General features: G+C 33.3%; 14 protein-coding genes and 2 pseudogenes. 9 read left to right on the top strand and 7 right to left on the bottom strand.

Features of this window, described 5'->3' with window-relative positions; translation table 11 throughout:
• On the top strand, positions 1–773 hold a 773-nt coding region (locus CQ058_RS27085), incomplete at its 5' end, for an Rpn family recombination-promoting nuclease/putative transposase (protein ID WP_483861163.1).
• Positions 774–1,068: 295 nt separating this feature from the next.
• On the opposite strand, the gene CQ058_RS27080 is transcribed toward CQ058_RS27085, so the two are convergent.
• The gene (locus CQ058_RS27080) at positions 1,069–1,470 is read right to left on the bottom strand and encodes a PH domain-containing protein (RefSeq protein WP_002191675.1); all 402 of its coding nucleotides are present in this window, start codon (positions 1,468–1,470) and stop codon (positions 1,069–1,071) included.
• A 156-nt stretch (positions 1,471–1,626) separates the two neighbouring features.
• Between CQ058_RS27080 and CQ058_RS33085 the strand changes: the two are divergent.
• Positions 1,627–1,763, top strand: a pseudogene (locus CQ058_RS33085) (DUF1433 domain-containing protein); the annotation flags it as partial.
• Positions 1,764–1,870: 107 nt separating this feature from the next.
• On the opposite strand, the gene CQ058_RS27075 reads toward CQ058_RS33085, so the two are convergent.
• The 3 genes from CQ058_RS27075 to CQ058_RS27065 all read right to left on the bottom strand — a co-directional run bounded on the left by CQ058_RS27075 (position 1,871) and on the right by CQ058_RS27065 (position 4,414).
• Entirely contained in the window at positions 1,871–2,335 is a 465-nt protein-coding gene (locus CQ058_RS27075; protein ID WP_002191677.1) for a hypothetical protein, read from the bottom strand.
• A 754-nt stretch (positions 2,336–3,089) separates the two neighbouring features.
• Positions 3,090–3,863 (bottom strand): cardiolipin synthase, encoded by a 774-nt coding sequence (locus CQ058_RS27070; RefSeq protein WP_105590070.1) that lies wholly within the window; start codon positions 3,861–3,863, stop codon positions 3,090–3,092.
• A 23-nt stretch (positions 3,864–3,886) separates the two neighbouring features.
• Complete coding sequence (locus CQ058_RS27065; RefSeq protein ID WP_002191680.1) at positions 3,887–4,414, bottom strand: matrixin family metalloprotease; 528 nt, start codon at positions 4,412–4,414, stop codon at positions 3,887–3,889.
• A gap of 136 nt (positions 4,415–4,550) precedes the next feature.
• Here CQ058_RS27065 and CQ058_RS27060 point away from each other — a divergent pair, with 136 nt between their 5' ends.
• On the top strand, positions 4,551–5,330 hold the full coding sequence (locus tag CQ058_RS27060; RefSeq protein ID WP_002191681.1) for a hypothetical protein: 780 nt from the start codon (positions 4,551–4,553) through the stop codon (positions 5,328–5,330).
• Between the two features lie 135 nt (positions 5,331–5,465).
• Here the strand turns inward: CQ058_RS27060 and CQ058_RS27055 are convergent.
• Positions 5,466–5,651 (bottom strand): annotated as a pseudogene (locus tag CQ058_RS27055) (TetR family transcriptional regulator C-terminal domain-containing protein); the annotation flags it as partial.
• A gap of 14 nt (positions 5,652–5,665) precedes the next feature.
• Between CQ058_RS27055 and CQ058_RS32945 the strand changes: the two are divergent.
• From CQ058_RS32945 to hepT, 4 genes are all read left to right on the top strand, one after another.
• Complete coding sequence (locus CQ058_RS32945) at positions 5,666–5,770, top strand: hypothetical protein (protein ID WP_113710309.1); 105 nt, start codon at positions 5,666–5,668, stop codon at positions 5,768–5,770.
• A gap of 157 nt (positions 5,771–5,927) precedes the next feature.
• A complete protein-coding gene (locus CQ058_RS27050; protein ID WP_002193499.1) occupies positions 5,928–6,275 on the top strand; it encodes a YxeA family protein in 348 nt (115 codons plus the stop codon).
• Between the two features lie 171 nt (positions 6,276–6,446).
• A complete protein-coding gene (mntA, locus tag CQ058_RS27045; protein WP_000577221.1) occupies positions 6,447–6,854 on the top strand; it encodes a type VII toxin-antitoxin system MntA family adenylyltransferase antitoxin in 408 nt (135 codons plus the stop codon).
• Positions 6,844–7,257, top strand: a complete 414-nt coding sequence (hepT, locus tag CQ058_RS27040; RefSeq protein ID WP_000787545.1) for a type VII toxin-antitoxin system HepT family RNase toxin — start codon at positions 6,844–6,846, stop codon at positions 7,255–7,257. Before mntA ends, hepT begins: the two co-directional genes overlap by 11 nt.
• A gap of 489 nt (positions 7,258–7,746) precedes the next feature.
• Here hepT and CQ058_RS27035 read toward each other — a convergent pair whose 3' ends face one another.
• Both CQ058_RS27035 and CQ058_RS32940 read right to left on the bottom strand, forming a co-directional pair.
• A complete protein-coding gene (locus tag CQ058_RS27035; RefSeq protein WP_002191683.1) occupies positions 7,747–8,139 on the bottom strand; it encodes a hypothetical protein in 393 nt (130 codons plus the stop codon).
• A 114-nt stretch (positions 8,140–8,253) separates the two neighbouring features.
• Positions 8,254–8,364 carry an HU family DNA-binding protein gene (locus CQ058_RS32940; protein WP_197228058.1) on the bottom strand — a complete coding sequence of 37 codons (111 nt, stop codon included), beginning with the start codon at positions 8,362–8,364 and terminating at the stop codon, positions 8,254–8,256.
• Positions 8,365–9,154: 790 nt separating this feature from the next.
• Here CQ058_RS32940 and CQ058_RS27025 point away from each other — a divergent pair.
• On the top strand, positions 9,155–10,324 hold the full coding sequence (locus CQ058_RS27025) for a serine hydrolase domain-containing protein (protein WP_002193498.1): 1,170 nt from the start codon (positions 9,155–9,157) through the stop codon (positions 10,322–10,324).
• 767 nt (positions 10,325–11,091) lie between these two features.
• On the top strand, positions 11,092–12,258 hold the full coding sequence (locus tag CQ058_RS27015) for a serine hydrolase domain-containing protein (protein WP_002191685.1): 1,167 nt from the start codon (positions 11,092–11,094) through the stop codon (positions 12,256–12,258).
• The last annotated feature ends 72 nt before the right edge of the window (positions 12,259–12,330 follow it).

Genomic DNA, 12,330 nt, shown 5'->3' with positions numbered 1-12,330 from the left:
AGCTGTTTGGAATAAAAAGAAGGCTTGAGCCGGATGTTTGGAAACGGACAAGTCCGGTTCTTAGGGGAGAAAGAGTCCGTGAGGACTCCGACTTACCCGACCTGAATAACAATCATGATATGATTAAACGCAGTTTGTATTATTGGGGAAGGTTGTACACTTCTCAATTGCAAAAGGGCATGCCATATAGTTCACTTCATAAAACGATTACAATTAACCTGTTAAACTTTGTGATGTTTCCTGAATATGAAGCATTTCATACAACAGGCATCCTTTGGAATCAGGAACAACAAAAGCTATTAAGTGATGATATAGAAGTTCATATAGTAGAGATTCCAAAGTTAATGCAGCAATGGCGCGAAGAGAAAGTCAATCCGTGGGAAGATTCATTTGTTCGTTGGTTATTATTATTACCTGCGAATGAAGATGAACATCTCACTCAAACATTGGAGGATATTGCCATGAACCGAGATCCGATTTTACAAAAAGCAATGAATAAATGGGAACGTATGAGTCAAGATTCTTCTTTCCGTCAAGCATATGAAGCAAGAGAAAAGGCCTTAATGGATGAGGCAGCAAAATTTGCTCATGCAGAACAACAAGGAATTAAAAAGGGAATTAAAAAGGGAATTAAAAAGGGAATTGAACAAGGTGTTGAGCAAGGAAAGATGCAACTCATTCGAGGCATGCATAAAAATGGTGTGTCTGTAGAAGATATTGCAAAGCTTACAGGATTACCAGAAATAGAAATACAACGATTTTTGCAGAGCTAGTTCTTAGAGAAAGCATTTTACCCAATAGAATGCTTTCTCTAACTCTGCCTGAAAAGAAGATGAGGTGTCTCAATCTTCTTTTTCTATTTTTAGGGGATACGGAAACATTACTATCAAGCTAATGAAAACGAAATACTCCAAAACCGAAAAAAATGGGAGTATCTCATTTTTTTCGGTTTCTGACAGAAGACTCCTTCCTCAAAAATATAAAGGTGTGAAACACCAATTTTAGGTGGGAGATGAATATCAGTAGGCGTAAGCCTTCTTCAAATAAAAACCTATTTGACTCTTATCTTTAACTATACTTCTTTTCTAATTTTATTAGGTTTTTCTTCTGATTCGATAAGCCTATTGTAAAACTATTTGCTTTAATTACAATATCTCCCCTGTTACCTGTTGAAGTGACAGTTATCTTAGTCCTAAACAAACCTTTCTTAACTTTTACACTTTCTATATCCTTCATGTCTATACACTTTATATTACCAGTGAACTTACCACTCATTGATATTTCTAATACCATAAGTCTTTTATCGGTAAAACATATGATTAAATGCTCAAGGTCTGCCAATGCTCCAAGACCGTATGTAAAATACTCTGATGCTGATGGTGTTACATAGGAGTAGAAATAGTAAAAGTAAGTTTCACCTTCTATTTTTAATTCTTCGAATAAATCGTCTAAGTACTTGTTTGTTAACATCTTAATCCCCCTGTTTTATTTGAGCCTAACCGTTACATTAGAAGTCTTTCATAGGAACACATCTTTTCTGTCACAATTATAAACATATCATCTGTAAACTCGCTCTTCCACAATAAACCAATATTTTGATTATATTTAAATAAAAGTATATTCCAAATTAAAAAGAAATTGGTAATTATATTAGCCATTATTTGTATTATAGCAGGGGGATATATTGGAATGAAATATGTAGAAAAAAAGAACAAGAGGAACAGTTTTAGAAGGAACAAAAAGCACGAGTAGAAAAGTATATTTATATAAAAAAATAAGCTCCGAAGAGCTTATTTTAATAATAATATCACCGCAATTATCAATGATATTATCAAAAATCCAATCATAAATAATGGAGCTCAGTCATGAGCTATCGTCCTGTAAGCGTCATTGCTGCTGTATAAATTGTATCTACAGAACCGTCAGCATTTGTAATTTCAACTTTGTAACGATATGTTCCATTTTCTGAAAGATCTCCACCCCAGCCAGTGGTAGTATATAACTCTTCATTTGTGCCAGCTGGTAATTCAGAACCAAAACGGAAATCACTGTCATAGTAATCCCAACCACTCGCCCATTTCTTTTCAATAGTTACACGATAACGCAAATCTTCAGCTCTGTCATTTGTCATTTTTGCAATCATATTTTGTCCGAAGCTGTATTCCGTAGCGTGTAATTGAATCGTGAAACCATTCACCGTTTCGCTAGGACCACAGATATAACGACAGTATTCGCTTGCTCCGTCAGCGTGTGCTTCAAGTGTGCTAATGTTCATAACCGTGAAACCGCCTAAAGCTAAAGCTCCTGTTAATAATACTTTACCAAATGTTTTCACTTGAAATTCCCCCTAAGTATATTCTCAATTCGTTCGATAGATATCACATTAAGTAGTTTTATAACATTAATCTAATCGAACGCTTTTTTTCCTCGAGTGTATTCGCTATTAATCTTTTATCTTGTTGTAATCTAATCTCTACATAAAATTTCATAGTTTTGATTCCATATATGTATCATGATTTACATAGAATAAATCTGTTAATACGTTTTGGTTATTTACTTATCCTACCTTCCATTTTACCTTTTATTGGTAAAACATTATTTTTATTATATACTATTATTACCTATTTACAAGAGAAAATAATCCTGTATGCAAAAGTGCATAATAAAAAACGAACCAATACTATAGTTCGTTTTTCACCATGCTAAGCCCGACAAAGTCTTATTAACATTTTCTTCAATTTTTTGATGATACGATTTTGGGTTCTGGTGCAATAACTTCAGGGCAATTGCAAGTAATCTCTAAATCTAGGACATACTGATCACACACCTTTTATAGAGTAGTACTATCAGTATTTCCAAGTTTGATAGACCATTTTCATCTACTTCAAAGTTTTTGCACCAGAACCTGTTAAGGATTGTTTAAAGATAAGCTCTTTCTTTTTTTATTATTTCCTGACATTCATCCCAAAATTCTAAACGATGTGAAAGTAGGGGTAGTTCAAGATAATTTGTATTTAATTTTTGACAATTTTAATAAATTAATTTTTACTATCGTATGAGTTAGGATAAATTATTAAAAGTTATGTTTATTACTTAACATTTTGTTTTACTTGATCTTTTAATTCATTAAGGGTCTTACCGCTAATATTGTCAGTAATAGTTTCATGTATTTCATTTTTCAATACAATTGTTTTACCTGCAATTTCTGCCTTGGAAGACATCTTACTTTCATTAATAGTTTCTATGTTTGTTTGAAGGTCAGCTTTGTTATTTTCATCAAAAGTAATTGCAAATGGTTCAATTGCTCCGTAGTAGTTTCCAAATAATTGATCTTTCTTCAAAAACATCATATATTTTTTATTAACTTTAGGTTCGATATATAAAGGATCCTTATTTTGAACCTCTTTAGTAGTTACCTTAGTAGCTTGTTTTGTAACTGTGCCATCTGGTGCAACAACTGCATTAGAATCTTCAAGCTTAACAGTTTCAGCAAAACGATGATTGATTTTTATTTGTTTATTTTCAGTCACACCTTTAATTGTTTTGGAAATATTGAAATTATATAGATGTCCTTCAACATAATTTTCTGTATCCTCTTCCGATGGATTACTTGGATTACGTGCCATATTCCACTTAGAGCCAAGCCCTTCATATTCACCAATTACAACTAGATCGGCTTCATTAATCATTTGATTTAAATCACTTGTAGCAGGGAAATCTTTACTGAGAATGACAGTTTCAGCATTCTTATCTTCGCCAGCAACATTGGAGAAGTGACTATTATATGCTGAATATCCTCCAAAACCAATCACTGCAGCCAAAGGAATTGCAATTACTATAGTTTTTGCTTTTTTACTTAACATTAAGAAATCATCTCCTTTTTCTGTTAATAGATTGCATTTACACCATTCTTATCGTCAGTTTGAGGGACATGCATAGTAGTACGATTACGATTGCTGTTCATAATTGAAGTGCCACTGTTGTGACCTATTCCTATTGCATGACCAAACTCATGTACTGCTGTACTTTTAGCAACATTAGAGTTTGTAATATTTGTATTCCCTGCATTAATATCACCAGCGAATTTCGTTACTTTTTTAGTGGATGTATTATAAGTTGTGTTCATTCTTCCATAATAAGTAGAGGAACTTTCAAACCAAGAGTTTAATTTGTTCACAGAAGAAGAAGAAACTGTAAAGTTAATACGAGAAGCAGTGTACCAGGCTGAATCTGCAGCTTGCCAACCGGATTTAATGATACTTGAGCCATCGTCTAATCTGTCTCCCCACTTATACGTAGCTGATTTTGAAGGTAGCTTCCATCCTTCTTTTACATAAGCTTCTGAAACTCCAACGCTGGAAAAGACAAACACACTACCTAATAAAAATGCAGTAACCCCTTTTCTAAAATTCATATTATCCCTCCAAAGATTATTTTTAACAAGAGAATTATAGCATCATTATCTTGTTTTGAATTAATATTTTTTAAAAATTCGGAATATTTATATTGAGAAAATGGTATAAAATATCTTTTAAGGAGACGTTATTATAATGTATAAACATAAAGTAATAAAATGGAGTCTATGTTTATTAATATTTACTTTTTTAATTATTATTGGTAAAACAATTTGGTCAAATACAGACATAGCAGAAGTATCTAATGTTTCATCGAATTCTGAAACTATAGTATTAAGTAAAACATTCAAAACTACAAATCATTTAAGTGAAATGGTGGAAGAAGCAGATGTAATTGTACTAGGTAAATATGACGGTTTACACTCTAAATGGAATATGGCAAACAATTCATCATATGAGATTCAAGGTGAAGATATCGAAGGCCATCTGTTTAATTTTCATGTCAAAGAAATTTTAAAAGGGGACTCTGTAGAGAATAAAATTTTAATAAATCATAGATACTCAGAAAGCCTCGTATTAGAGGAAAGTAATGAAGTTATTGATGACAATGGAATAATTCTGAAAGGTGCTACGAAAGTGTTTACAAAAAAAGTGAAAAATAAAGATCCATTGTATATAAAACCTAATTCTGGTGACACATATATAGTTTTTTTAAAAGAGAATAGTAAACTTGAACATTTTTATCCAGCTTTAGAACCTTTTATGATTCAGTTTGATTTAAGGGATATTGCGCAACTAAAAAGCAATTTAATAGATTGGGATAAAAATAAAAATAAATATAAATTTGAGGTAAAGGTTAAAGAGAAAACTTTTTATATTGAAAATGAAATAGATTCAACCATCAAAGATAATATTAGTGGAAAAAAATTAAAGGATATTAAGGATTTTGTGAAGAGGTCTTCAAAAATGAAATAACATTTTCACAGGCTATAAATCTACCCTGCATTAAAGGATAGAATTTGCGTAGATTTAAAATAATAAATTGCATTATGAAAAGAAAAGAGCTCAAAAAAAGAGTCTAATCTTTTTTTGAGTTTTCTTTTGCATTCTTTATGCAGAATATGAATTAAGAAGATGTCTTATTTGTTCTATAAAATAATGATGGTGTATATTATTTTTTCATACTCGACTAGCCATAATAGCTTCTTTCATTGAAGAAGAAAGGAAAGAAGCAAGTGACATAACATCTATATCATTTTTAATTTCATTTTTTTCGATTCCTTCTTTAATAAGAGATTACAGGCTACAAGTTGATAGAAAAGCCGAAAAACGCCAAAGGTAAGTATGTAGAAGGAGGAACGGAGGTCATTTACGTATATGAAAAGGTGGAAGAGCTGAATGTCCCAATGGATTAGAAAGACTCAGCTAATCCTAAGTAACCATTAAAGGATGAGGATCTGAAAAAAGAAAAGCCTATATTACGAAAATGTAATGTTAGTGTAATGTTAATGGATTTTGGTAGTAAGAAGATTAGGATATAATTTTTGTGAGAAGAAATATGAGGTGAATAATATGAAACGAATAATGCTTATGTTTAGTGTTTTTGTGATGTTTACTGTGTTTTTATCGGGGTGTAACTTAAATCGACTTGGTACAGATAAATATTATGTTCAAATTACTAAGAATGGCGAACAATTAAAAGAGAAAAATGTTAATGGTGATACGACTTACCAATATAAATTGTCTGGAATTGATAAGGACGGTAAGGAAAAAGAAATGGAGTTTACAGCATTAAAAAATCTTCGTAAAGAAGCATTTTTACTTATATATTACTCTGAGGAAAAAGGTGTGAAATCTTGGGAAGAGGTTAAGAAAGATGAACTCCCTACAAAAGTAAAAGAGAAATTAAAGGTGAATTAACATATAAAATACTGACAGTTATTGTCAGTGTTTTACAGGGATAAGCACGTAATTTTGAGGTGCTTAAGTACTAAGAAGGTTTAAATTTGTTTATGTAATTGTTGTAGATTAATGGATTTCGTAATGGTTATGATATAATAAAATTCAAGTATAATAAGGGGGATTAATTAAATGATTTTTCAAAGCATGATAACAGCTATTATAGAAAAATTACAAGAGACGGTGAATCCCTATTGGATAATTGTATTTGGATCAACGGCTGAGAACAGAGAACGGGAAGACAGTGATATTGATATAGCTTATTTAAGTGACACAACTTTAGGGAACTATGAACGTTTTTTATTAGCACAGGAGTTAGCTAACATTGTTCATAGAGATGTTGATTTAGTTGATTTATCTGAAGCTTCTACAGTTTTTCAAGCTCAGATTATACATACAGGAAAGACAATATTTTGTTCTGATGAAGAACGGAAAATCATTTTTGAAATGAAAACTTTAAAAATGTATTCAAAATTGAATGAGGAACGCAAGATAGTATTCGATGATATAAAGAAAAGAGGGTCTATATATGAAGAATGAGGTTATTTTAAATAAAATTTCCACAATAGAGCGCTGTATAAAAAGAATCCAAGATGTATATGGAAATGACCCTGAAAATTTGGAGGATTACACAAAGCAAGATTCAATAATATTGAATATACAAAGAGCTTGTGAAGCGAGTATTGATTTAGCAATGCATATTGTTGCTGGGAAAAAATTAGGACTACCCCAATCTAGTCGAGAGGCTTTTGATTTATTGGTTACAGCAGGATTACTTAGCGCAGAGCTAGCAAATAAGTTAAAGGCGATGGTGGGATTTCGTAATATTGCTGTTCATGATTATCAAAGTGTAAATTTAGATATTGTTCGTCAAATTATTGAAAAACATTTAACTGATTTTAAACTATTTACGAAAGAAGTTATGGGGATATTGGAATTTTAAGCGAAAGAACAGAATAATAGAGCTAAGAAAGTAAGCAATCCTGAGAGCCACGAATTAGCTATTGATAGTAATGTTAAGAAAACGCTATATACAATTTTATACCTTACAATTTCAAAACCAAAAAGCAATGAAACTTATATGTAGAATAAAAAAGGGATCTATTTAGTAGGTCTCTTTTTTTATTTCGGAAGATATTAAATAAAAACCAGTCTCCATTCTTCACAGATAAACACACTAAAACAATATGATTTTAAAATATCAATAAAATAAATATCCTTTAACACCTATTTTTTTCCTTTTGCTGTTAACAAGTACTAAACATAATTTATAAAGTTCATTAAGGGTGGTTTTTGCTCATCCCCTCGAAAAGGGGGAATAAGAAAAAAGCAAGCTTCCCTTTTAAGAAGATTTGCTTTTTTCTAAGCTATATTCATATTCTTTGACTCTTCTACATTTGCTATGGTAAGCGCTTTTATAAATACAACATATTTATTGATTAACAAAAATATAAAACCCTTTTTCCCATCGATCTTTGAGCCATTGCAATTCTTCTTTCATATTGGGAACGTATTCGTTTGTTCGTTCCATCAATTTATAGGTTTCCACTAGTTCCAAACATCGATTTGGACTAGTAAGAGAATGAATAAAGAGCATATCACGTTTTGTTACCGATCCAAAAGAAATCCCTTCACGGCTCACCGATAATAACTCTTGAATTTCCTCTTGATCCATATTTGTTTTATTTAGGTAATTATTCATATCGATGAATGTAGTGTAACTCCATTTCATATTGTCATAATCATTTTCTTGTAGGAGCATTTCACGATAGGATTCCATATCATGTATGAGGAAATTACGAATCGCGTCTATAGAAAATTGCATGTACCAAACTTCCTTTACTGTATAGGGTATGTGTGAGTTTTGAGGTTCCTTTAAAAAAAGTATTCTCTTAATATGTAGGGAAATACTTTTTTACTTTACCATATATTTAAGCTCTTAGCTGATTTTAAAACCTGGTAATTTTGAAGGGAGAATCTTCATCGCTTCTACTGTTTTTGGATTACGACCGTTACGCTCTACAAGTTCCTGGACTTCGGATGTCCTCAAAAACCAAGTAACTGTACTTCTTCTCCATGTTGTAAAGATTTTGCGATTTGGTCCACTTCTATTTTTATTGCTGAAAACGCATCTTTTATATTAAGTTTGTTTCTTGTTTAATGAGTTCCATTTTTTCATCTATCACACCTATTATATTCCGGCAAGATTTCAGTAATCATTATAACGTGTTTGCTATATGTAAAACGAGATTCTTGCTTGCATTATCATATTTATACTAGAGAAAGTTATGCTGTCTTCAAAAATTTAATCAATATTTAAAAAATGTCAGAGAAGGATTTATATCTGATATACTGACAGGCTTGTTGTTTTTTTTATATCTTCAATGTTCTTAATATAGCTACTTTACTTGTTTTATTAATAATTTGTATTTTGAAATTCAAGGCTGATATTGATGTACATTTGCGTAAATGAATAGTTTTCTGTTGATTTTATAATAGGTGAAAAAAACGATCAATAGTTGGGGTACGGAAAGGATTCGAATTTACATTCTTTCTCAATACATATCATGGATAAATAAAGTAAAATATGGGTTGGAGCTATGTCTCATGTTGTATTAATCCTAACAATAACTAAGGGTACATAATATGCTTTCATACCTTTGAATAATTTTGTTATAGAAGGGATGGAGATTTAACTGGCTCAAATTGTTGGTATTGATAGATACCTTTGTACTGGGGCTTTAATCTATATGCGTCAGGGCCTTTCCCTAAGTCTTGTCAGGAAGTAAGGAACAGTAAGCAAACACTTATACAATATGAATAGAGGAGAGGAATGCCTTATGAAAATACGTAGTCAAATTACATGTGCAAGTCTGGCCCTTTTAATAGCTGGAAGTTCCCTGTTATATACAACACCAGCCTCAATTGTAAAAGCAGAGCCCACTCAAAATGTATCTAGTTCGTTACAAACAAATACTCAACGAGATCGTACTTCCGTCAAGCAAGCAATGCGGGATACATTGCAACTTGGATACCCGGGGATACTTGCTAAAACTTCTGAGGGTGGAAAAACGTGGGGGTATGCCGCTGGAATAGCGGATCTGAGCACCAAAAAACCAATGAAAACAGATTTTCGTTTTCGCATTGGGAGTGTGACGAAGACGTTCACCGCAACAGTTGTACTTCAATTAGCTGGAGAGAATCGCCTGAATCTAGACGACTACATCGAAGACTGGTTGCCTGGTGTCATTCAAGGAAATGGATATGATGGTAACCAGATTACTATCCGGCAGATATTGAACCATACAAGTGGTATCGCTGAATACTCAAGGTCAAAAGACGCTGATTTTACGGATACAAAAAAATCGTATACGGCTGAAGAGTTAGTGAAGATGGGGGTTTCTCTGCCTCCAGACTTTGCCCCAGGAGATGGCTGGTCTTATTCAAACACAGGATACGTATTACTGGGCATTCTTATTGAAAAAGTAACCAGAAACAGCTATGCGGAAGAGATTGAAAATCGGATTATTGAGCCACTTGAATTGTCGAATACATTCCTACCAGGCAATTCAAGTGTTATTCCAGGCACTAACCATGCCCGTGGATATGTCCAACCAGACGGAGCAAGTGAGCTAAAAGACGTTACTTATTATAACCCAAGTGCAGGTAGCTCTGCTGGAGATATGATTTCTACTGCTGACGACTTAAACAAATTCTTCTCTTACTTGCTCGGTGGCAAATTACTGAAGGAACAGCAACTAAAACAAATGCTTACTACAGTTCCTACAGGAAAAGAAGGAATCGATGGATATGGTCTTGGAATCTATGAAACTAAGCTTCCAAGCGGTGTCTCGATATGGGGACACACCGGTGGCATTCTAGGGTTTACAACTCTTGTTGGAGGTAAACTTGGAGGCAAGCATACGTTGGTCGTCAATTGGAATAGTTTGGGTAGAACTGACAGCCCTAATCCTTTTAAAAATATTTTACTTGCTGAATTTAGCAAGTAGGAAAAAAGGAAAAATTCATTGTAGTTTTCATAGTTAAAAATATACTTTTCTGGTTCAAAAGCCCCAACTTATTTTCAAGAAACATTTGGGGCTTTTTTGTTTTGGTGGCGTTTATTTTTCTTAAGCTGATGGATATGGAGTATCTGCCCTAAGTTAAATAAATTTTGACTTAAAAACAAGTGATTTTAACAACGTTAGGAGTGTTTCATGCAGCACAATGTCATTTGTGATGTATTGCAAGAAGAAAAATTACATTAGAAAAGAGCCAGAATTCATCCTGTTAAGGGTAAATCGACTCTTAATATTTAAAAGGATGGAAAAAAGAAACACAGAAGTAAAAAACCTCTGTGTTTCTTTTTGATTAATATATTTACTGAACCTTCCGGCACAGATGCTCCTTCTACCCTATTATAAAAGCGATTTTGAACGTAAGTAATTTGTAAGAAATGGGTAAGAAAAAAGAAATTTTCATTGTGTATGATAAAAATATAAAGAGGCGTGAAAGGCGGAACAGATATGACTTATATATGAAAAACGGACCAGTAACAAGAGTGTTTCAAAGAAAAGAAGTAATTTCTGTGGTTAACATATATGTGGAAAAAGAGGGATTTACCCAGGACAGAATGGCGTTTGTAAAAATAATAATTATGAAGATGATTAAGAATTCAATGTTGACCTTTTTTCATTGGTGGAGATGGTAGCTGTGTGGTTAATACGAAATAGCAAGAAACCACCTATACAATATGAATAGAGGAGAGGAATGCCCTATGAAAACACATAGTCAAATTACATTTGCAAGTCTTGCCCTTTTAATAGCTGGAAGTTCCCTGTTATACACAACGCCAACCTTAATTGTAAAAGCAGAACCTACTCAAAGTGTATCTAGTTCGTTACAATCAAGTACTCAACGAGATCGTAATTCTGTCAAGCAAGCAGTGCGGGATACATTGCAACTTGGATTCCCGGGGGTACTTGCTAAAACTTCTGAGGGTGGAAAAACATGGAGTTATGCCGCTGGGGTAGCGAATCTGAGCAGCAAGAAACCAATGAAAACAGATTTTCGCTTTCGCATTGGTAGCGTGACGAAGACGTTCACGGCAACAGTTGTACTTCAATTAGCCGAAGAGAACAGCTTGAATCTAGACGACTCTATTGAAAAATGGTTGCCTGGTGTCATTCATGGAAACGGGTATGATGATAAACAGATTACTATCCAGCAATTATTGAACCACACAAGTGGTATCGCTGAATACACAAGGTCAAAAGGCTTTAATCTTATGGATACTAAAAAATCATATAGGGCTGAAGAATTAGTAAAGATGGGGATTTCGATGCCCCCAGATTTTACTCCAGGAAAGAGCTGGTCTTATTCAAATACAGGATACGTATTACTAGGGATCCTTATTGAAACAGTAACCGGGAACAGCTATGCGGAAGAGATTGAAAATCGGATTATTGAACCGCTTGAATTATCGAATACATTCTTACCAGGCAATTCAAGCGTGATTCCAGGAACCAAGCATGCCCGTGGATATATCCAACTAGACGGAGCAAGTGAGCCAAAAGATGTTACTTATTATAACCCAAGTATGGGGAGCTCGGCTGGAGATATGATTTCTACTGCTGATGATTTAAACAAATTCTTCTCTTACTTACTTGGGGGTAAATTACTAAAAGAACAGCAACTAAAACAAATGCTTACTACAGTTCCAACAGGAGAAGCTGCACTTGGCAGATATGGTCTTGGAATCTATGAAACTAAGCTTCCAAACGGTGTCTCAATATGGGGACACGGAGGTAGCATTCCAGGGTTTGTTACTTTTGCTGGAGGCACACTTGGAGGCAAGCATACATTAGCTGTCAATTTGAACAGCCTTAATGCTGATAGTCCTGATCCTTTTAAAAATATTTTACTTGCTGAATTTAGCAAGTAGGCCAAAAGGAAGAACGGATAAATTTTATCATATTTTCATAGTTAAACAAATAAATGATGAAATTGATCACTT

This window comes from Bacillus sp. MYb56 (assembly GCF_002976445.1).
Taxonomy (GTDB): domain Bacteria; phylum Bacillota; class Bacilli; order Bacillales; family Bacillaceae_G; genus Bacillus_A; species Bacillus_A mycoides.
This window is presented reverse-complemented; position numbering and strand designations above follow the sequence as displayed.